General features: G+C 42.1%; 15 protein-coding genes. All 15 read left to right on the forward strand.

Annotation, left to right across the window (positions count from 1 at the left end; all coding sequences use genetic code 11):
• The first annotated feature begins 474 nt into the window (after positions 1 to 474).
• The 15 genes from comA (at position 475) to purB (ending at position 21,448) form a co-directional block, all read left to right on the forward strand.
• Complete coding sequence (gene comA, locus HT721_RS06750; protein WP_173213955.1) at positions 475 to 2,628, forward strand: peptide cleavage/export ABC transporter ComA; 2,154 nt, start codon at positions 475 to 477, stop codon at positions 2,626 to 2,628.
• A gap of 12 nt (positions 2,629 to 2,640) precedes the next feature.
• The gene (gene comB / locus HT721_RS06755; protein ID WP_173213954.1) at positions 2,641 to 3,990 is read left to right on the forward strand and encodes a competence pheromone export protein ComB; all 1,350 of its coding nucleotides are present in this window, start codon (positions 2,641 to 2,643) and stop codon (positions 3,988 to 3,990) included.
• Between the two features lie 169 nt (positions 3,991 to 4,159).
• Positions 4,160 to 4,867 carry a phosphoribosylaminoimidazolesuccinocarboxamide synthase gene (gene purC, locus HT721_RS06760; RefSeq protein WP_173213953.1) on the forward strand — a complete coding sequence of 236 codons (708 nt, stop codon included), beginning with the start codon at positions 4,160 to 4,162 and terminating at the stop codon, positions 4,865 to 4,867.
• A 67-nt stretch (positions 4,868 to 4,934) separates the two neighbouring features.
• Positions 4,935 to 8,660 (forward strand): phosphoribosylformylglycinamidine synthase, encoded by a 3,726-nt coding sequence (locus tag HT721_RS06765; RefSeq protein WP_173213952.1) that lies wholly within the window; start codon positions 4,935 to 4,937, stop codon positions 8,658 to 8,660.
• Between the two features lie 93 nt (positions 8,661 to 8,753).
• A complete protein-coding gene (gene purF, locus HT721_RS06770; protein ID WP_049522364.1) occupies positions 8,754 to 10,196 on the forward strand; it encodes an amidophosphoribosyltransferase in 1,443 nt (480 codons plus the stop codon).
• A 213-nt stretch (positions 10,197 to 10,409) separates the two neighbouring features.
• Positions 10,410 to 11,432, forward strand: coding sequence for a phosphoribosylformylglycinamidine cyclo-ligase (gene purM / locus HT721_RS06775; RefSeq protein ID WP_173213950.1), 1,023 nt, complete (start codon positions 10,410 to 10,412; stop codon positions 11,430 to 11,432).
• Positions 11,429 to 11,974, forward strand: coding sequence for a phosphoribosylglycinamide formyltransferase (purN, locus tag HT721_RS06780; RefSeq protein WP_173213948.1), 546 nt, complete (start codon positions 11,429 to 11,431; stop codon positions 11,972 to 11,974). Before purM ends, purN begins: the two co-directional genes overlap by 4 nt.
• 84 nt (positions 11,975 to 12,058) lie before the next feature.
• Positions 12,059 to 12,568: a VanZ family protein gene (locus tag HT721_RS06785; protein ID WP_050391181.1), complete on the forward strand. Its 510-nt coding sequence runs from the start codon at positions 12,059 to 12,061 to the stop codon at positions 12,566 to 12,568.
• A gap of 24 nt (positions 12,569 to 12,592) precedes the next feature.
• Positions 12,593 to 14,140, forward strand: coding sequence for a bifunctional phosphoribosylaminoimidazolecarboxamide formyltransferase/IMP cyclohydrolase (gene purH, locus HT721_RS06790; RefSeq protein ID WP_173213945.1), 1,548 nt, complete (start codon positions 12,593 to 12,595; stop codon positions 14,138 to 14,140).
• Positions 14,141 to 14,261: 121 nt separating this feature from the next.
• Positions 14,262 to 15,524 carry a phosphoribosylamine--glycine ligase gene (gene purD / locus HT721_RS06795; RefSeq protein ID WP_173213943.1) on the forward strand — a complete coding sequence of 421 codons (1,263 nt, stop codon included), beginning with the start codon at positions 14,262 to 14,264 and terminating at the stop codon, positions 15,522 to 15,524.
• Between the two features lie 19 nt (positions 15,525 to 15,543).
• Positions 15,544 to 16,002 carry a hypothetical protein gene (locus HT721_RS06800; RefSeq protein ID WP_173213941.1) on the forward strand — a complete coding sequence of 153 codons (459 nt, stop codon included), beginning with the start codon at positions 15,544 to 15,546 and terminating at the stop codon, positions 16,000 to 16,002.
• Between the two features lie 14 nt (positions 16,003 to 16,016).
• Positions 16,017 to 16,508, forward strand: coding sequence for a 5-(carboxyamino)imidazole ribonucleotide mutase (gene purE, locus HT721_RS06805; RefSeq protein ID WP_038804287.1), 492 nt, complete (start codon positions 16,017 to 16,019; stop codon positions 16,506 to 16,508).
• Positions 16,495 to 17,568, forward strand: a complete 1,074-nt coding sequence (gene purK / locus HT721_RS06810; protein ID WP_173213939.1) for a 5-(carboxyamino)imidazole ribonucleotide synthase — start codon at positions 16,495 to 16,497, stop codon at positions 17,566 to 17,568. The genes purE and purK overlap by 14 nt, the downstream gene beginning before the upstream one ends.
• 22 nt (positions 17,569 to 17,590) lie before the next feature.
• The gene (locus HT721_RS06815; protein WP_173213937.1) at positions 17,591 to 19,978 is read left to right on the forward strand and encodes an AAA family ATPase; all 2,388 of its coding nucleotides are present in this window, start codon (positions 17,591 to 17,593) and stop codon (positions 19,976 to 19,978) included.
• Positions 19,979 to 20,152: 174 nt separating this feature from the next.
• On the forward strand, positions 20,153 to 21,448 hold the full coding sequence (gene purB / locus HT721_RS06820; RefSeq protein WP_033688008.1) for an adenylosuccinate lyase: 1,296 nt from the start codon (positions 20,153 to 20,155) through the stop codon (positions 21,446 to 21,448).
• Positions 21,449 to 21,616 lie beyond the last annotated feature (168 nt).

Consider the following 21,616-nt stretch of genomic DNA (forward strand, 5'->3'; position numbering starts at 1 on the left):
TTTATACTCTTCGAAAATCTCTTCAAACCACGTCAGCTTCCATCTGCAACCTCAAAACAGTGTTTTGAGCTGACTTCGTCAGTTCTATCCACAACCTCAAAGCAGTGCTTTGAGCAACCTGCGGCTAGCTTCCTAGTTTGCTTTTTGATTTTCCTTGAGTATTACATGTATTTTTGATGAATATTTTCATCTTTAAGATACTAGCAACTCTGGGATTTCAGCTGACAATGAGTGAAAAGAGTTATATTGTACCACCGCTGTTTTCGATTATCGTGTTGTATATGATTGACAAAAGAATTAGGAAGAAAAAGAAATAAATATATATTTTAGGCATGACGTTTGTTCTGCCTATTTTTTTATCTAAAAAGTGCAGTTGGGAGGTAGATAGGCACATTTGGGAAGGAAGTCCAGTTTTTGTTTGGGGATTGGGGTAAGATAGTTATTATCAGATGAGTTTAGAAAAAGGAGATGAATATGAAATTTGGGAAACGTCACTATCGTCCGCAGGTGGATCAGATGGACTGCGGTGTAGCTTCATTAGCCATGGTTTTTGGCTACTATGGTAGTTATTATTCTTTGGCTCACTTGCGAGAATTGGCTAAGACGACCATGGATGGGACGACGGCTTTGGGTTTGGTCAAGGTGGCAGAGGAGCTTGGTTTTGAGACGCGGGCCATCAAGGCGAATATGACGCTTTTTGACTTGCCAGATCTGACTTTTCCTTTTGTTGCCCATGTGCTTAAGGAAGGAAAATTGCTCCACTACTATGTGGTGACTGGGCAGGATAAGGATAGCATTCATATTGCCGATCCAGATCCTGGGGTGAAATTGACCAAACTGCCACGTGAGCGTTTTGCGGAAGAATGGACAGGAGTTACTTTGTTTATGGCACCTAGTCCAGACTACAAGCCTCATAAGGATCAGAAGAATGGCCTGCTCTCTTTTATCCCTATATTAGTGAAACAGCGTGGTTTGATTGCCAATATCGTTTTGGCAACACTCTTGGTAACCTTGATTAATATTGTGGGTTCTTATTATCTGCAGTCTATCATTGATACCTATGTGCCAGATCAGATGCGTTCGACACTGGGGATTATTTCTATTGGGTTGGTTATCGTTTATATTCTCCAGCAGGTCTTGTCTTACGCTCAGGAGTATCTCTTACTTGTTTTGGGGCAACGCTTGTCGATTGATGTGATTTTGTCCTATATCAAGCATGTTTTTCACCTACCTATGTCCTTCTTTGCGACACGCAGGACAGGGGAAATTGTGTCTCGTTTCACGGATGCTAACAGTATCATTGATGCGCTGGCTTCGACCATTCTTTCGATTTTCCTAGATGTGTCAACGGTTGTCATTATTTCCCTTGTTTTATTTTCACAAAATACCAATCTCTTTTTCATGACTTTATTGGCACTTCCGATCTACACAGTGATTATCTTTGCCTTTATGAAGCCGTTTGAAAAGATGAATCGGGACACCATGGAAGCTAATGCGGTTCTGTCTTCTTCTATCATTGAGGACATCAACGGTATTGAGACTATCAAGTCCTTGACCAGTGAAAGTCAGCGTTACCAAAAAATTGACAAGGAATTTGTGGATTATCTGAAAAAATCCTTTACCTATAGTCGGGCAGAGAGTCAGCAAAAGGCTCTGAAAAAAGTTGCCCATCTCTTGCTCAATGTCGGTATTCTCTGGATGGGGGCTGTTTTGGTCATGGATGGCAAGATGAGTTTGGGGCAGTTGATTACCTATAATACCTTGCTTGTTTACTTTACCAATCCTTTGGAGAATATCATCAACCTGCAAACCAAGCTTCAAACAGCGCAGGTTGCCAATAACCGTTTAAATGAAGTGTATCTGGTAGCTTCGGAGTTTGAGGAGAAGAAAACAGTTGAGGATCTGAGCTTGATGAAGGGAGAGATGACCTTCAAGCAGGTTTCCTACAAGTATGGCTATGGTCGAGACGTCTTGTCAGATATCAATTTGACTATTCCGCAGGGTTCTAAGGTGGCTTTTGTGGGGATTTCGGGGTCAGGTAAGACGACCTTGGCCAAGATGATGGTTAATTTTTACGACCCAAGTCAAGGGGAGATTAGTCTGGGTGGTGTCAATCTCAATCAGATTGATAAAAAGGCTCTGCGCCAGTATATTAACTATCTGCCTCAACAGCCCTATGTCTTTAACGGAACGATTTTGGAGAATCTTCTCCTTGGAGCCAAGGAAGGGACGACTCAAGAGGATATCTTACGGGCGGTCGAATTGGCAGAGATTCGGGAGGACATTGAGCGCATGCCACTGAATTACCAGACAGAATTGACTTCGGATGGGGCAGGGATTTCAGGTGGTCAACGTCAGAGAATTGCTCTGGCGCGTGCTCTCTTGACAGATGCGCCGATCTTGATTTTGGATGAGGCGACCAGCAGTTTGGATATTTTGACAGAGAAGCGAATTGTCGATAATCTCATGGCTTTAGACAAGACCTTGATTTTCATCGCCCACCGCTTGACCATTGCTGAGCGGACAGAGAAGGTTGTTGTCTTGGATCAGGGCAAGATTGTCGAAGAAGGAAAGCATGTTGATTTGCTTGCACAGGGTGGCTTTTATGCCCATTTGGTAAATAGCTAGAAAGAGGAGAGGATGAAACCAGAATTTTTAGAAAGTGCGGAGTTTTATAATCGTCGTTACCATAATTTTTCCAGTCGGGTGATTGTCCCCATGTCCCTTCTGCTCGTGTTTTTACTTGGCTTTGCAACATTTGCAGAGAAGGAGATGAGTTTATCAACTAGAGCTACTGTCGAGCCTAGTCGTATCCTTTCAAATATCCAGTCAACTAGCAACAATCGTATTCTTGTCAATCATTTGGAAGAAAATAAGCTGGTTAAGAAGGGGGAGCTTCTGGTTCAATATCAGGAAGAGGCAGAGGGTGTCCAAGCGAAGTCTTATGACAGTCAGTTGGACATGCTTAAGGATCAAAAAAAGCAATTGGAGTATTTGCAAAAAAGTCTGCAAGAAGGGGAGAACCACTTTCCAGAGGAGGATAAGTTTGGCTACCAAGCCACCTTTCGCGACTACCTCAGCCAAGCGGCTAGTCTTAGGGCTAGTACATCGCAACAAAATGAGACCATCGCGTCCCAGAATGCAGCAGCTAGCCAAACCCAAGCTGAAATCGGGAACCTCATCAGTCAAACAGAGGCTAAAATTCGCGATTACCAGACAGCTAAGTCAGCTATTGAAACAGGTGCTTCCTTGGCTAGTCAGAATCTAGCCTACTCTCTCTACCAGTCCTACAAGTCTCAGGGCGAGGAAAATCCGCAAGCTAAGGCCCAGGCTGTTACGCAGGTTGAAGCGCAGCTTTCTCAGTTAGAATCTAGTCTTGCTACTTACCGTGTTCAGTATGCAGGTTCAGGTACCCAGCAAGCCTATGCGTCAGGCTTAAGCAGTCAATTAGAGTCCCTTAAATCTCAACACTTAGCAAAGGTTGGTCAGGAATTGACCCTTCTAGACCAGAAAATCTTGGAGGCAGAGTCAGGTAGGAAGGTTCAGGGAAATCTTCTAGACAAGGGGAAAATTACGGCTAGTGAGGATGGGGTGCTTCACCTTAATCCTGAGTCTAGTGATTCTACCATGGTAGCAGAAGGTACCCTACTAGCCCAACTCTATCCATCTTTGGAAAGAGAAGGAAAAGCCAAACTAACAGCTTATCTTAGTTCAAAGGATGTAGCAAGGATTAAGGTCGGTGATTCTGTTCGCTATACTACGACTCATGATGCCAAAAATCAACTTTTCCTAGATTCTACTATTACAAGTATTGATGCGACAGCTACCAAGACTGAAAAAGGGAATTTCTTTAAAATTGAGGCGGAGACTAATCTAACTTCTGAGCAGGCTGCAAAACTTCGGTACGGGGTGGAAGGTCGTCTGCAGATGATTACGGGCAGGAAAAGTTATCTACGTTATTATTTAGATCAATTTTTGAGCAAAGAGTAATGTTCGTGTTTTTAGAGTTAAATGATTTTAAAACTGTGAGAAATCTTTTTCTTGCAGTTTTTTCTTTATGATTTTTGAGGTTACCACGTTATTTATTCGGTTAAATTCTTGTAATTTTAGGTTTTTTATGGTAGAATGTGCTCAAGTAATACGAAAGGCGAACTTTAAAATGTCAAAACAATTGATCTATTCGGGAAAAGCTAAAGATATCTATACAACTGAGGATGAAAATCTTATTATTTCAACTTACAAGGACCAGGCGACTGCTTTCAATGGTGTTAAGAAGGAGCAGATTGCGGGCAAGGGAGTGTTGAATAATCAGATTTCATCTTTTATTTTTGAGAAATTAAATGCGGCTGGTGTGGCGACTCACTTTGTGGAGAAGCTTTCAGACACGGAACAACTCAATAAAAAGGTTAAGATTATTCCTTTGGAAGTCGTGCTCCGCAACTATACTGCTGGCTCCTTTTCAAAACGTTTTGGTGTGGATGAGGGAATTGCCTTGGAGACTCCGATTGTCGAATTTTACTACAAAAATGATGATTTGGATGATCCATTTATCAATGACGAGCATGTGAAATTCCTACAGATTGCGGATGACAAGCAAATCGTCTACTTGAAGGAAGAAACGCGTCGTATTAATGAACTTTTGAAGGTCTGGTTTGCTGAGATTGGGCTTAAGTTGATTGATTTTAAGCTAGAGTTCGGTTTTGACAAGGATGGCAAGATTATCTTGGCAGATGAATTTTCACCAGATAACTGCCGTTTGTGGGATGCAGATGGCAACCACATGGATAAGGATGTTTTCCGTAGGGGATTAGGAGAGCTAACAGACGTTTATGAGATTGTTTGGGAAAAGTTGAAGGAATTGAAATAATCTATTTGCAAGACTCTCAAGGTCATTTGGAAACATTGCAAGAGCTGAAATAAAGGAATAAGAATTGATGGATAAACGTATTTTTGTTGAAAAAAAGGCTGATTTTCAGGTCAAGTCAGAGAGTTTGGTTAGAGAACTCCAGCATAACTTGGGACTTTCAAGCTTGAAAAGTATTCGCATCGTGCAAGTGTATGATGTCTTTGACTTGGTTGAGGACTTGTTTGCACCTGCAGAGAAGCACATATTCTCTGAGCAGGTGACAGACCATGTTTTGGATGAAGTAGCTGTGCAGGCGGATCTTGCCAACTATGCTTTCTTTGCCATTGAAAGCCTACCAGGGCAGTTTGACCAGCGTGCAGCATCTTCGCAGGAAGCCTTGCTTTTACTAGGAAGTTCGACTGATGTAACGGTTAATACAGCCCAACTTTACTTGGTGAATAAAGATATTGATGCGGCTGAGTTGGAAGCGGTCAAGAACTATCTGCTCAACCCAGTTGATTCTCGTTTCAAGGACATCACGGTAGGGATTGCCAAGCAGGAATTTTCAGAGTCAGACAAGACCATTCCAAAATTGACTTTCTTTGAAAGCTATACGGCAGAAGACTTTGCTCGCTACAAGGCCGAGCAAGGGATGGCCATGGAAGTGGATGATTTACTCTTTATCCAAGACTATTTCAAGTCAATCGGGCGCGTGCCGACGGAAACAGAACTCAAGGTTTTGGACACTTACTGGTCTGACCACTGCCGTCACACGACTTTTGAGACAGAGTTGAAACACATCGACTTTTCAGCTTCTAAATTTCAAAAGCAATTGCAGTCAACCTATGACAAGTATATTGCCATGCGTGATGAGTTGGGGCGTTCTGAAAAACCGCAAACCTTGATGGATATGGCGACTATTTTCGGTCGTTATGAGCGTGCTAATGGACGTTTGGATGATATGGAAGTGTCAGACGAAATCAATGCTTGCTCAGTAGAAATCGAAGTGGATGTTGATGGTGTGAAAGAGCCATGGCTCCTAATGTTCAAGAATGAAACTCACAACCACCCAACGGAAATTGAGCCATTTGGTGGGGCTGCTACCTGTATTGGTGGAGCCATTCGTGACCCATTGTCAGGACGTTCATATGTTTACCAAGCCATGCGGATCTCAGGTGCTGGTGATATTACAGCACCGATTTCAGAAACTCGCGCTGGGAAACTGCCACAACAAGTCATTTCTAAAACAGCGGCTCATGGTTATTCTTCATACGGTAACCAGATTGGGCTTGCAACAACCTACGTTCGTGAATATTTCCACCCAGGTTTCGTTGCTAAGCGTATGGAACTTGGTGCCGTTGTTGGTGCGGCTCCCAAGGGCAATGTTGTCCGTGAAAAACCGGAAGCGGGCGATGTCATTATCCTCCTCGGTGGTAAGACTGGGCGTGACGGTGTCGGTGGTGCGACGGGTTCTTCTAAAGTTCAAACGGTTGAGTCTGTAGAGACTGCTGGTGCTGAGATTCAAAAAGGGAATGCTATCGAAGAACGCAAGATTCAACGCCTTTTTCGTAATGGCAATGTCACTCGTGTTATCAAGAAATCTAATGACTTTGGTGCTGGTGGTGTCTGTGTGGCTATCGGTGAATTAGCAGACGGTCTTGAAATTGATCTTAACAAGGTGCCTCTTAAATACCAGGGCTTGAATGGTACCGAAATTGCCATCTCTGAATCACAAGAACGGATGGCGGTTGTGGTGCGTCTTGAAGACGTAGATGCCTTTGTTGAAGAATGTAACAAAGAGAATATTGACGCTGTTGTGGTTGCGACAGTCACTGAAAAACCAAATCTGGTTATGCACTGGAATGGTGAGACAATTGTGGACTTGGAGCGTCGTTTCCTTGATACCAATGGTGTACGTGTCGTTGTCGATGCAAAGGTTGTGGACAAGGATGTCAAACTCCCAGAAGAGCGTACAACAAGCGCTGACACACTGGAAGCAGATACCCTTGCGGTTCTATCTGACCTCAACCATGCGAGTCAAAAAGGCTTGCAGACCATCTTTGACTGTTCGGTCGGTCGTTCAACGGTTAATCACCCACTTGGTGGTCGCTATCAACTCACACCAACTGAGGCATCTGTACAGAAATTGCCAGTCCAACACGGTGTGACTCATACTGCGTCTGTCATGGCTCAAGGGTTTAATCCTTATATTGCAGAATGGTCTCCATACCACGGTGCTGCTTATGCGGTTATTGAAGCAACTGCTCGTTTGGTGGCTGTTGGTGCCAACTGGTCTAAGGCTCGTTTCTCTTACCAAGAGTATTTCGAGCGTATGGATAAACAAGCTGAGCGTTTTGGTCAGCCAGTAGCAGCTCTCCTAGGCTCTATCGAGGCACAAATTCAGCTTGGCTTGCCATCTATCGGTGGTAAGGACTCTATGTCTGGTACCTTTGAAGAATTAACCGTACCACCAACCTTGGTTGCCTTTGGGGTGACGACAGCGGATAGCCGTAAGGTTCTCTCTCCTGAGTTCAAGACTGCCAGTGAAAACATCTACTACATTCCAGGTCAATCCCTCTCTGCAGAGATTGATTTCGACTTGATTCAGTCTAACTTTGCTCAATTTGAAGCCATCCAAGCTGAACACAAAGTAACATCTGCATCAGCTGTCAAATACGGTGGTGTAGTTGAAAGTTTGGCTCTTGCTACCTTTGGGAACCATATCGGTGCGGAGGTAATCTTGCCTGAACTTGAAAGTTCTTTGACAGCTCAATTGGGCGGATTTGTCTTCACATCGCCTGAAGAAATTGCTGGATTAGAGAAGATTGGACAAACGAAAGCAGCCTTTACACTGACTGTCAACGGTGTGAAGCTAGATGGACACAAACTTGACAGTGCCTTCCAAGGCAAATTGGAAGAAGTTTACCCAACAGAATTTGCTCAAGCCAAAGAACTGGCTGAAGTACCAGCTGTGGTATCAGATGTTGTGATTAAAGCAAAAGAAAAGGTTGAAAAACCGGTGGTCTATATCCCAGTATTCCCGGGAACCAACTCAGAATATGACTCAGCCAAGGCATTTGAAAAAGAAGGCGCAGAGGTTAACTTGGTGCCATTCGTGACACTCAATGAAGAAGCCATTGTCAAGTCAGTTGAAACCATGGTTGACAACATCGGTAAGGCTAACATTCTCTTCTTTGCAGGTGGTTTCTCAGCTGCGGACGAGCCAGATGGTTCAGCTAAGTTTATCGTCAACATCTTGCTTAATGAAAAAGTGCGTGCAGCTATTGATAGCTTTATCGCCCGTGGTGGCTTGATTATCGGTATCTGTAATGGATTCCAGGCTTTGGTCAAATCAGGTCTTCTTCCATACGGGAATTTCGAGGATGCTAATAGTACTAGTCCAACCCTCTTCTACAATGATGCCAATCAACACGTGGCCAAGATGGTGGAAACTCGGATTGCCAATACCAACTCACCATGGTTGACTGGGGTGCAAGTGGGTGACATCCACGCCATTCCTGTTTCACACGGTGAAGGGAAATTTGTCGTGACGGCTGAGGAATTTGCGGAGCTCCGTGACAATGGTCAAATCTTTAGCCAATACGTTGACTTTGATGGAAAACCAAGTATGGACTCTAAGTACAATCCGAATGGTTCTGTCCATGCCATCGAAGGAATTACCAGCAAGAACGGCCAAATCATCGGTAAGATGGGACACTCAGAACGTTATGAAGACGGTCTTTTCCAAAACATACCAGGAAATAAAGACCAGCACCTCTTCGCGTCAGCGGTTAAATACTTTACTGGAAAATAAGACTTGCAGATTTTCTAATAGATAGTATCAGTAATGTAAAAGTCAGGTAAATCTAGCTCTTGATGATACACAAATGAAAATTAGGTATATAAAATGACATACGAAGTAAAATCTCTTAATGAAGAATGTGGTGTTTTCGGTATTTGGGGACATCCAGATGCTGCTAAATTGACCTATTTTGGTCTCCATAGTCTTCAGCACCGTGGTCAGGAGGGGGCAGGAATCCTCTCCAACGATCAGGGACAATTGAAGCGCCATCGTGACATGGGACTTTTATCAGAAGTCTTCAGAAATCCTGCTAATTTGGATAAATTGACGGGAACTGGTGCGATTGGGCATGTGCGTTACGCGACTGCTGGCGAAGCTTCTGTAGATAATATCCAGCCTTTCCTCTTCCGTTTTCACGATATGCAGTTTGGTTTGGCTCATAATGGAAACTTGACCAATGCTGCCTCTCTCAAGAAAGAATTGGAAGATAGAGGAGCGATTTTCAGTGCGACTTCGGACTCTGAAATCTTGGCTCACCTCATTCGTCGCAGTCATAATCCTAGCCTGATGGGCAAAATCAAGGAAGCGCTCAGCCTTGTCAAAGGTGGTTTTGCCTATATCTTGCTGTTTGAGGACAAGTTGATTGCGGCTCTTGACCCCAATGGTTTCCGTCCACTTTCTATCGGGAAAATGGCCAACGGAGCGGTGGTGGTTTCCTCTGAAACCTGTGCTTTTGAGGTTATTGGTGCTGAATGGATTCGTGATTTGAAGCCAGGTGAGATTGTGATCATTGATGACAAGGGCATCCAGTATGATAGCTATACAGATGATACTCAGTTAGCAATCTGTTCTATGGAGTATATCTATTTTGCTCGCCCTGATTCTAACATTCATGGTGTCAATGTTCATACGGCACGTAAACGTATGGGTGCTCAATTGGCGCGTGAATTCAAGCATGAAGCAGATATTGTGGTCGGTGTGCCCAATTCTTCCCTTAGCGCGGCTATGGGATTTGCGGAAGAATCTGGTCTGCCAAATGAAATGGGACTTATCAAGAACCAATACACCCAACGTACCTTTATCCAACCGACTCAAGAATTGCGGGAGCAAGGGGTGCGGATGAAACTATCTGCTGTTTCTGGTGTTGTAAAAGGCAAGCGTGTGGTTATGATTGATGACTCTATTGTACGTGGAACAACCTCTCGTCGGATCGTTCAGCTCTTGAAAGAAGCGGGTGCAACTGAGGTTCACGTTGCTATTGGTAGTCCAGCGCTAGCTTATCCATGTTTCTACGGGATTGATATCCAGACCCGTCAGGAGCTAATTGCGGCCAATCATACGGTCGAAGAAACTCGCCAAATCATTGGTGCGGACAGTCTGACTTATCTTTCTGTTGAGGGGTTGATTGATTCAATTGGTATTGAAACAGATGCGCCAAATGGTGGTCTATGTGTCGCTTACTTTGATGGTGACTACCCAACGCCTCTCTACGACTATGAAGAAGACTATCGTAGAAGTTTGGAAGAAAAGACGAGTTTTTACAAATAGACAATAGATCCTCCATTAAAGAAAAGGAATATAAAAATGGCAAATAAAAATGCTTATGCTCCACGTCTCACTACTGACTAAAAGCTAAAGCATTTGTCAGTAGACGCTTTCTCCTATGGGAACAAAGCTAGAGACCTGACTAGTATTTTTAGATAAAATAATTGTTTATCTAAAAATACGTCGCAATCTTTCTCAAAGAAAAGGAACATAAAAATGACAAATAAAAATGCTTATGCCCAGTCTGGCGTGGATGTTGAAGCGGGTTATGAGGTTGTTGAACGGATCAAGAAGCACGTGGCTCGTACGGAGCGTGCAGGTGTTATGGGAGCTCTTGGTGGTTTTGGTGGTATGTTTGACCTTTCAAAGACTGGGGTTAAAGAACCCGTCTTGATTTCAGGAACTGACGGTGTCGGAACCAAACTCATGCTGGCTATCAAGTACGACAAGCACGATACTATCGGTCAGGACTGTGTGGCCATGTGTGTCAACGATATCATTGCTGCAGGTGCGGAGCCCCTCTATTTCCTTGACTACGTCGCAACTGGCAAGAATGAACCAGCTAAGCTAGAACAAGTGGTTGCTGGTGTGGCAGAAGGTTGTGTGCAGGCAGGTGCTGCCCTCATCGGTGGGGAAACGGCTGAAATGCCTGGCATGTACGGCGAAGATGACTATGACTTGGCTGGTTTTGCGGTCGGTGTTGCAGAAAAATCTCAAATCATTGACGGTTCAAAGGTGGCAGAGGGAGATGTTCTTCTCGGACTTGCTTCAAGTGGGATTCATTCCAATGGTTACTCTCTCGTCCGTCGTGTCTTTGCGGATTACACAGGTGAGGAAGTTCTTCCAGAATTGGAAGGCAAGCAACTCAAGGACGTTCTTCTTGAGCCAACTCGTATCTATGTCAAGGCTGTTTTGCCACTCATCAAGGAAGAGTTGGTCAACGGCATTGCCCACATCACAGGTGGTGGCTTTATCGAGAATGTCCCTCGTATGTTTGCAGATGACCTAGCAGCTGAGATTGAGGAAGACAAGGTTCCAGTGCTTCCTATTTTCAAAGCTCTTGAAAAATATGGTAAAATCAAACATGAAGAAATGTTTGAAATCTTCAATATGGGTGTGGGGCTTATGCTGGCAGTTAGCCCTGAAAATGTAAGTCGTATCAAGGAATTGTTGGATGAACCAGTCTATGAAATCGGTCGTATCGTCAAGAAAGAAAACGAAAGTGTCATCATCAAATGAAAAAAATAGCGGTTTTTGCCTCTGGTAATGGCTCAAATTTTCAGGTGATAGCGGAACAATTTCCAGTAGAGTTTGTCTTTTCAGACCATCGTGACGCCTATGTGCTTGAGCGTGCAGACAAGCTCGGCGTTCTGTCCTATGCCTTTGAACTTAAGGAGTTTGAGAGCAAGGCAGACTACGAAGCAGCCATTGTCGAACTCTTGGAAGAGCACCAGATTGACTTGGTTTGTCTAGCAGGATACATGAAAATCGTTGGGCCCACCTTGCTGGCAGCTTATGAAGGTCGAATCATCAATATTCATCCAGCCTACCTGCCAGAATTTCCAGGAGCTCATGGGATTGAGGATGCTTGGAATGCTGACGTGGATCAGTCTGGCGTGACCATTCACTGGGTGGATTCTGGAGTGGATACAGGAAAGGTCATCAAACAAGTACGTGTGCCGCGACTAGCTGATGATACCATAGAAAGCTTTGAAGCTAGGATTCATGAGGCAGAGTACAAGTTGTATCCGGAAGTAGTGAAGACTCTATTTACAGATTGACTTTTTGTTGATTCATATGATATCTTTGATTTTAAATTGGAGTCAGTATCTTGTTGAAGACGGCTTCAAACGGAGGTATTTGTAATGTTAGAATCTAAAAAAACAACTCGATATGTATTTTATGTCTATCTGATGTTATTAACTTGGGGAATCTTATTTAAGTTTGAAACTAATCCTGAATTTATAGCATTTTTCTTAGCTCCAAGGTACATCAATTGGATTCCATTTTCAGAACCACTAATAGTAGATGGAAAAATTGTTTTTGCTGAAATGTTATTTAATTTGATTTCCTTTATTCCATTAGGTGTTTGTTTCCCTCTGATAAAAACTAATTTATCTAGTTTAAGAATAGTCGGGACAGGTTTCTTGATTAGTTTATTGTTTGAGTGCTTACAGTATATTTTAGCAATAGGTATAACAGATATAACGGATTTGGCTTTAAATACGCTAGGTGTTTGTGTAGGCTTGCTGATTTACCAAATGTTTATAAGAGTGTTCAAATCACAGACTAGAAAATGGGTCAATATCTTAGGTATGCTTAGCCTTGGTTTTGCTTATCTTGTTTTACTGTTACTGCATTTAATTGGTGTTTAACTAATGATTAAAAAGGAGAATATAATGACTAAACGCGCCTTAATCAGCGTCTCAGACAAAGCGGGCATTGTTGAATTTGCCCAAGAACTAAAAAAACTTGGTTGGGACATCATCTCGACAGGTGGGACAAAGGTTGCCCTTGACAATGCTGGGGTAGATACCATTGCGATTGATGATGTGACCGGTTTTCCAGAAATGATGGACGGTCGTGTCAAGACGCTTCACCCAAATATTCACGGTGGATTACTCGCTCGTCGTGACCTTGATAGTCACTTGGAAGCAGCTAAGGATAATCAAATTGAGCTTATTGACCTAGTTGTGGTCAACCTTTACCCATTTAAGGAAACCATCCTCAAACCAGATGTGACTTACGCTGATGCAGTGGAAAACATTGACATTGGTGGGCCATCTATGCTTCGTTCAGCAGCGAAGAACCACGCCAGCGTAACAGTTGTCGTAGATCCAGAGGATTATGCTGTAGTTCTTGACGAATTGTCAGCCAACGGCGAAACCACTTACGAAACCCGTCAACGTTTGGCAGCCAAAGTTTTCCGTCACACAGCGGCTTATGACGCCTTGATTGCAGAGTATTTTACAGCTCAAGTCGGAGAAAGCAAACCTGAAAAACTCACTTTGACCTATGACCTTAAGCAGGCTATGCGTTACGGTGAAAATCCTCAACAGGATGCGGACTTCTACCAAAAAGCTTTGCCGACAGACTACTCAATTGCATCAGCCAAACAGCTCAACGGTAAAGAATTGTCATTCAACAATATCCGTGATGCGGATGCTGCTATCCGTATCATCCGTGACTTCAAAGACCGTCCAACCGTTGTGGCTCTCAAACACATGAATCCATGCGGTATTGGTCAGGCTGATGACATTGAGACTGCTTGGGACTACGCTTATGAGTCTGACCCAGTGTCTATCTTTGGTGGTATCGTTGTTCTTAACCGTGAGGTGGATGCTGCGACAGCTGAAAAGATGCATGGTGTTTTCCTTGAAATCATCATCGCACCAAGCTATACGGATGAAGCGCTAGCTATTTTGACTAATAAAAAGAAAAACTTGCGTATCCTTGCCTTGCCATTTGATGCTCAAGAGGCTAGCGAAGTGGAAGCAGAATACACAGGTGTTGTCGGTGGACTTCTGGTACAAAACCAAGACGTGGTCAAAGAAAGCCCAGCTGACTGGCAAGTGGTGACCAAACGCCAGCCAACTGAGACAGAAGCGACTGCTCTTGAGTTCGCTTGGAAAGCTATCAAGTACGTCAAATCAAATGGTATCATCATCACCAATGACCATATGACACTGGGTGTTGGCCCAGGTCAAACCAACCGTGTGGCCTCCGTTCGTATTACCATCGACCAAGCCAAGGATCGTCTGGATGGCGCTGTCCTTGCTTCGGATGCCTTCTTCCCATTTGCGGATAATGTGGAAGAAATCGCCAAAGCAGGGATCAGGGCCATCATCCAGCCGGGTGGATCCGTCCGTGACCAAGAGTCTATCGAAGCCGCTGACAAGTATGGCTTGACCATGGTCTTCACAGGCGTGAGACATTTTAGACATTAAGAACGTTAAAGGGAAGAGAACAGTTTCTTTCCTTTTTTGCGTAAAAATGCGGAGTGAAACAAGATTAAAGCGAACGTTTGTGGTATAATGTTATTAAATAATTCGCAAAAGAGGTAACAAGATGAAGCTGTTAGTTGTCGGTTCGGGTGGTCGTGAACATGCGATTGCTAAGAAGTTGCTTGAGTCAAAAGACGTTGAAAAAGTATTTGTAGCTCCTGGGAATGATGGGATGACTCTGGATAGTCTGGAATTGGTAAATATCTCTATTTCCGAACATTTTAAATTGATTGACTTCGCAAAGGCCAACGATATTGCTTGGTCCTTTATCGGGCCAGATGACGCCCTTGCGGCTGGTATCGTGGATGATTTCCATGCAGCTGGTCTCAAAGCCTTTGGTCCGACAAGATTGGCAGCTGAGCTGGAGTGGTCCAAGGATTTTGCTAAGGAAATCATGGTCAAATATGGCGTTTCGACAGCAGCCTATGGCACATTCTCGGACTTTGAGGAAGCCAAGGCCTATATCGAAAAGCAGGGAGCTCCTATCGTGGTCAAGGCGGATGGCTTGGCGCTTGGGAAGGGTGTCGTCGTTGCTAAGACGGTTGAGCAAGCGGTCGAAGCCGCTCATGAGATGCTTTTGGACAATAAATTTGGTGACTCCGGTGCACGTGTAGTTATTGAGGAATTCCTTGAAGGAGAGGAATTTTCACTCTTTGTCTTTGTCAATGGCGACAAGTTCTATATCATGCCGACAGCGCAAGACCACAAACGTGTCTATGATGGCGACAAAGGGCCTAACACGGGTGGTATGGGTGCCTATGCGCCAGTTCCACACTTGCCACAGAGTGTAGTTGACACAGCGGTTGAGACTATTGTCAAGCCAGTTCTTGAAGGGATGATCAAAGAAGGCCGTCCGTATCTTGGCATCCTCTACGCAGGGCTTATCCTGACAGCAGAAGGTCCTAAAGTCATCGAGTTCAATGCTCGCTTTGGAGATCCTGAAACACAGATTATCTTGCCTCGTTTGACATCTGACTTTGCGCAAAATATTACTAATATTTTGGAAGGTAAAGAACCAGCCATCACTTGGACGGACAAGGGTGTGACTCTGGGTGTGGTTGTCGCATCAAACGGTTACCCACTGGCTTATGAGAAGGGTATCAAGCTTCCAGCCAAAACCGATGGCGACATCATCACCTACTATGCAGGTGCTAAGTTTGCGGAAAATAGCAGAGCACTGCTATCCAACGGCGGACGAGTCTATATGCTCGTTACCACAGCAGATACCGTCAAAGAAGCCCAAGAAACCATCTACCAAGAACTCTCCCAACAAAAAACAGAAGGCCTCTTTTACCGAACAGATATCGGAAGTAAGGCGATAAAATAAACCAGAAAAGAGATTTTTCATGAATTTTTCGACAGAAAATATAGCAATTATCACTAGTTTTTTAACTGCTTTCATTGCAATTTATCAAGCAATGTTTTCAATAAGATCATTCTATAAAAATAGGTTAGATAAAATTGTAATACTTAGATATGAGAAACTTTATGATTTTTATCAATCTTATCTTGAAGAATTTTCTAAATTAGATATACGTAATCTATCCAAAACTGCTACATATTCAAGACAGCAATATGATGCTATAAAATTTTTACTGGATGAAGAATTTAGAATAGATGATTCATATAATGAGTTAACTGAATTGATAATTGAGTATATTAAAAATAAAGACTTGATAATTGAAGATTCTGATGAATATGAAGAGTTCAGACAAGAATTAAATAAAAAGTGTATAAAATTTGATGATTTATTTAAGAAAAGTTTACAAAAACAACTTTCAAAATTATATAACAAATTGAATTAGTTGGAGAAAAAATTATGACTAAACCAGTAATTTCCATCATCATGGGCTCAAAATCTGACTGGGCAACCATGCAAAAAACAGCAGAAGTCTTAGACCGCTTCGGTGTAGCCTACGAAAAGAAAGTTGTCTCTGCCCACCGTACACCAGACCTCATGTTCCAACATGCCGAAGAAGCTCGTAGTCGTGGCATCAAGGTTATCATCGCAGGTGCTGGAGGTGCAGCCCATTTGCCAGGTATGGTCGCTGCTAAAACAACCCTTCCAGTCATTGGTGTGCCAGTCAAATCTCGTGCTCTTAGTGGAGTGGATTCACTCTATTCTATCGTTCAGATGCCGGGTGGGGTGCCTGTTGCGACAATGGCTATCGGTGAAGCTGGTGCGACAAATGCGGCTCTCTTCGCCCTCCGTCTTCTTTCAGTAGAGGATCAAGCTATCGCGACAGCTTTGGCAGATTTTGCAGAAGAACAAGGAAAAATCGCAGAGGAGTCTACCAATGAGCTCATCTAAAACAATCGGAATTATCGGTGGCGGTCAGCTGGGTCAGATGATGGCGATCTCAACTATCTATATGGGGCACAAGGTCATTGCGCTGGATCCTGCTGCGGATTGCCCAGCCTCTCGTGTGGCGGAAATCATTGTGGCGCCTTATAACGATGTGGATGCCCTTCGTCAGCTAGCTGAGCGTTGCGATGTCCTGACTTATGAATTTGAGAATGTAGATGCTGACGGTCTTGATGCTGTTATCAAGGATGGGCAACTCCCTCAAGGGACCGACCTGCTTCGCATCTCCCAAAACCGGATCTTTGAGAAAGACTTCCTCTCAAACAAGGCTCAAGTCACTGTAGCACCTTACAAGGTTGTGACTTCTAGCCAAGACTTGGCAGATATCGACCTGTCGAAAAACTATGTCCTCAAGACGGCAACAGGTGGTTATGATGGCCATGGACAAAAGGTCATTCGCTCGGCAGAAGACTTGGAAGAAGCCAATGCACTAGCCGATTCAGCAGACTGTGTTTTGGAAGAATTTGTCAATTTTGACCTTGAAATTTCTGTCATTGTATCAGGAAATGGCAAGGACGTGACGGTTTTCCCAGTTCAGGAAAATATCCACCGAAACAATATCCTTTCAAAAACTATTGTGCCTGCTCGCATTTCTGAAAGTTTAGCCGAGAAAGCCAAAGCTATGGCAGTGAGAATCGCTGAGCAACTCAACTTGTCTGGAACCCTTTGCGTGGAAATGTTTGCGACAGCTGATGATATCATTGTCAACGAGATTGCCCCACGACCACACAACTCTGGGCACTACTCTATTGAAGCTTGCGACTTCTCCCAGTTTGATGCCCATATTCTGGGTGTTCTGGGGGCACCATTGCCAGCTATCAAACTGCATGCTCCAGTCGTCATGCTCAATGTCCTCGGCCAGCATGTCGAAGCTGCTGAAAAATATGTCACAGAAAATCCAAGCGCCCACCTCCACATGTATGGTAAAATAGAAGCGAAGCACAACCGCAAGATGGGACATGTGACTTTATTTAGTGATGAACCAGATAGTGTGGGAGAGTTTTAGGGGAGAGGGGTCTAAAGAAAAAATGTTTGAAAAAATTAAAGGAATTAATATAAAATCAGGTATTTTTGAAGATGAAACAAAATTAGAACTCTTTGAAGGAAATTTTGAGGGAACAAATCCAGTACAAAACGATAGGGCAAGTTTATTGTTTGGAAGGAATGGTTCAGGGAAAAGTACCATTGCTCGAGGAATAAATCAATTAAAAAATGGTGAGTTTGGAACAGATAGAGTATCATTTATTGATAAAAATAATAATAATATTGTACTTAGTGATACTGAACGAAAATCGATATTTGTTTTCAATGAACACTATGTTGATCAGAAAGTCAAAATTGCTCAAGAAGGGTTAGATACAATTGTAATTTTAGGTGAACAGGTTGATATCGATGAGGAACTGGATAGATTAAGAACGCAGTTATCAGAATCACAAATTGAATCTCAAGATTATTATGCTGAATATGAAGAATATTTAGATGAAAAAAATGAAAAATCTCCAGACTTTTGGAAAAAGGAAATGACAGATTCTTTGAAAGGAGTAGGCAACTGGGCCGAAAGAGATAGGGAGATAAAAGGAAATCGAGCTGCATCTCCCGTTCATAATAATACCTTTCAAAATTTTGTTGATTTACAACCAATCTTAGATAAAAATGAGTTAGAGGTTGAATTCAACAATAAAAAAGCTAGATATTTTTCAATAAGAGATTCCGCAGTTACTATAAATAATGAACTATCTTTACCTGATATTAATTTTGATAGCAATGAATTATCAACTTTATTGTCTGAAAAAATCGAAGAACCTGAGTTGAATTCTAGGGATAAGTATTTACTGACATTATTATCTGATTCCACAAAAGGTGAACGTCATTTGAGAGAAGTTAAAGATTTCTTTGAAGATGAACATCAAAAAAAATGTCCTTTCTGTACTCAATCAGTATCAGAAGATGTTAAAGTTGAACTCACGAATGGCATAACTAAACTACTATCAAGAGCAGTCGAAGAACACCAATCCGCATTGAGAGGTAAAAAAATTGATGAGATTAATCAAGATTTTTCTGGTTATGAACAGATAGATCCAATATTAATTCAGTCTTATCAAAATAGTATTAATGCTTTGAATGCTAAATTTAACGAAATTAACTCAATAATCGATAAGAAGATTGATAATCCATATAATATAGTTGAGTTACCTAATATAAGCTTTTCTCAAGAATTAAGTCAAGCAGAGCATGATATTGAAAAAATTAACCAAGCAATTATCAAACATAATTCAGAAATCTCGGATATTCAAAAGTTAAAAGTAGATCTCCTTCAAATAAATAATGAATTAGCTTTTTATGAAATTCAAGATGCATACAAAAAGTTTCAAGAGAAAACAAATAAAAAAGCAATTTGTGAAAATAATTATAATAGCAGTAGTAAACGAGTAAAGGATTATGAAAAGCAGATTTCTGATTTAGAAGACAAGAAACTTAATATAGATATTGCAGTTGATGAAATTAATAAAAGTTTAAATTACATATTTTTTTCAAAAAATCGGTTAGCTATACAGAATCAAAACGGAAAATACTATCTGTTATCAAGAGGTAAGTCTGTGGTCCCCAGTAGGGTTTCCGTAGGGGAACGAAATGCGCTGGCATTATGTTATTTCTTTACTGAGATAATTCAACAGAGAGAGTTAGCAGATGCTTATAGTCATGAATATTTTATTGTTATTGACGATCCAATTTCTAGTTTTGATATGGAAAATAAAGTTGGAATAACCTCGTATTTAAAATACTGTTTAACTAGATTTTTTAAGGGGAATAGTAATACTAGAGTTTTACTAATGACCCATGATAAACAAACAATATATGACTTTGATATCTTTTTGAAAGAGATAATGGAATCCTGTAAAGAAGAGGAAGGTGGACAAAAATCTAAATACAAGAAGTTAGAATTGGTTTCTGGTAAATTACAAGAATTCAAAACTAGTACTCACGATTATACAGAACTACTTGAAATAGTCTTCGGTTATGCATTGGGAAATAGTACACCTACTTCGGAAAGTTTTGTTGGGAATGCAATGAGAAAAATTTTAGAAGCCTATGGTAGTTTTAATTATAAGAAGGGAATTGCCGAGCTAACAACAGATCCTTTAATTGTTGAAAAAATTGATAAAGAATACAGAACTTATTTTGAGAATCTTATGTATAGACTGGTTTTAAACGGTGAAAGTCATTTTAAGGATCCGGTTAAAACTTTGAGTATTGATTTCTTTGATACCATTTCTGATGAAGAACGAAAAAAAACAGCTAGAGATTTACTAGTTTTGCTTTATCTTTTAGATGATTTACATGTTTTAAAACATTTAGAGGGTGTATCAAATGCGGAAAATAGACTTGAACAATGGAAGTGTGAGATTTTAGAATAAGAGAATCATACCATTTGACTTATTGCAATGGTTGAAGTTTGCATGATAGCTGATTAGAGTAATCAAAGGATTATTACTTCCTAATTTTATTTTCTACAAACCCTAATTTAGCATCTAATAATGCAAAGTTTCCTGAGCCTCATAGATAAAAAAGATTTTTAAGGAGAAACAACAATGATCGACCGTTACTCTCGCCCTGAGATGGCGAATATTTGGAGTGAAGAAAATAAATACCGTGCTTGGCTTGAGGTGGAAATCTTGGCTGACGAGGCATGGGCTGAGTTGGGGGAAATCCCTAAGGAAGATGTGGCTTTGATCCGCGAGAAAGCGGACTTTGACATCGACCGTATTTTGGAAATTGAGCAGGAGACTCGTCATGACGTGGTGGCTTTCACGCGTGCGGTTTCTGAGACGCTTGGTGAAGAGCGCAAGTGGGTCCACTATGGCTTGACTTCTACTGACGTGGTGGACACGGCCTACGGTTACCTTTACAAGCAGGCCAACGACATCATCCGTCGTGACCTTGAAAATTTCACCAACATCATCGCTGATAAGGCTAAGGAGCACAAGTTTACCATCATGATGGGTCGTACCCACGGTGTGCACGCTGAGCCGACAACCTTTGGTCTTAAATTGGCGACTTGGTATAGTGAAATGAAGCGCAATATCGAGCGTTTTGAGCATGCGGCTGCTGGTGTGGAAGCTGGTAAGATTTCTGGTGCGGTTGGAAACTTCGCCAACATCCCACCATTCGTTGAGCAATACGTCTGCGACAAATTGGGTATCCGTGCCCAAGAAATTTCTACACAAGTCCTTCCTCGTGACCTTCACGCTGAGTACTTTGCAGTTCTTGCTAGCATCGCGACTTCAATCGAGCGTATGGCGACTGAGATTCGTGGTTTGCAAAAATCAGAACAACGAGAAGTAGAAGAATTTTTTGCTAAAGGGCAAAAAGGATCTTCAGCAATGCCTCACAAACGCAACCCAATCGGTTCTGAAAATATGACTGGTCTGGCGCGTGTTATCCGTGGTCACATGATTACAGCCTATGAAAACGTTGCTCTCTGGCACGAACGCGATATTTCCCACTCATCAGCTGAGCGCATCATCACACCAGATACAACTATCTTGATTGACTACATGCTCAACCGCTTTGGAAATATTGTCAAGAACTTGACGGTCTTCCCAGAAAACATGATTCGCAACATGAACTCTACATTTGGTTTGATCTTTAGCCAACGGGCTATGTTGACTTTGATTGAAAAAGGGATGACCCGTGAGCAAGCCTATGACTTGGTACAACCAAAAACAGCCTACTCTTGGGATAATCAAGTAGACTTTAAACCACTGTTGGAAGCAGATCCAGAAGTAACATCACGCCTCACACAAGAGGAAATCGACGAGATTTTCAACCCTCTTTACTACACTAAACGAGTGGATGATATCTTTGAACGTCTTGGTTTAGGATAATTAAAATAAAATCGAAGTTCTATTACTCTATTTACTGGAGTAGCAGAACTTCGATGTTTCTTTTTTATTAAAGTGCTTTTGAAAAAAATAACCAATATTTTATAATATGTTGAATATAGAATAGTATACTGTGACTTCTAAAATATTACTAGAAATTGATTTGAATTT

This window comes from Streptococcus sp. 4094, assembly GCF_013277125.1.
Classification (GTDB): Bacteria; Bacillota; Bacilli; order Lactobacillales; family Streptococcaceae; genus Streptococcus.

Bases quoted from the DNA above. Each gene is read 5' to 3' on its own strand.
- purF (WP_049522364.1), top strand. From the start codon at position 8,754: ATGACATACGAAGTAAAATCTCTTAATGAAGAATGTGGTGTTTTCGGT.
- HT721_RS06785 (WP_050391181.1), top strand. From the start codon at position 12,059: ATGTTAGAATCTAAAAAAACAACTCGATATGTATTTTATGTCTATCTG.
- purC (WP_173213953.1), top strand. From the start codon at position 4,160: ATGTCAAAACAATTGATCTATTCGGGAAAAGCTAAAGATATCTATACA.
- purB (WP_033688008.1), top strand. From the start codon at position 20,153: ATGATCGACCGTTACTCTCGCCCTGAGATGGCGAATATTTGGAGTGAA.
- HT721_RS06815 (WP_173213937.1), top strand. From the start codon at position 17,591: ATGTTTGAAAAAATTAAAGGAATTAATATAAAATCAGGTATTTTTGAA.
- comB (WP_173213954.1), top strand. From the start codon at position 2,641: ATGAAACCAGAATTTTTAGAAAGTGCGGAGTTTTATAATCGTCGTTAC.
- purE (WP_038804287.1), top strand. From the start codon at position 16,017: ATGACTAAACCAGTAATTTCCATCATCATGGGCTCAAAATCTGACTGG.
- purN (WP_173213948.1), top strand. From the start codon at position 11,429: ATGAAAAAAATAGCGGTTTTTGCCTCTGGTAATGGCTCAAATTTTCAG.
- purH (WP_173213945.1), top strand. From the start codon at position 12,593: ATGACTAAACGCGCCTTAATCAGCGTCTCAGACAAAGCGGGCATTGTT.
- purK (WP_173213939.1), top strand. From the start codon at position 16,495: ATGAGCTCATCTAAAACAATCGGAATTATCGGTGGCGGTCAGCTGGGT.
- HT721_RS06765 (WP_173213952.1), top strand. From the start codon at position 4,935: ATGGATAAACGTATTTTTGTTGAAAAAAAGGCTGATTTTCAGGTCAAG.
- HT721_RS06800 (WP_173213941.1), top strand. From the start codon at position 15,544: ATGAATTTTTCGACAGAAAATATAGCAATTATCACTAGTTTTTTAACT.
- purD (WP_173213943.1), top strand. From the start codon at position 14,262: ATGAAGCTGTTAGTTGTCGGTTCGGGTGGTCGTGAACATGCGATTGCT.
- comA (WP_173213955.1), top strand. From the start codon at position 475: ATGAAATTTGGGAAACGTCACTATCGTCCGCAGGTGGATCAGATGGAC.
- purM (WP_173213950.1), top strand. From the start codon at position 10,410: ATGACAAATAAAAATGCTTATGCCCAGTCTGGCGTGGATGTTGAAGCG.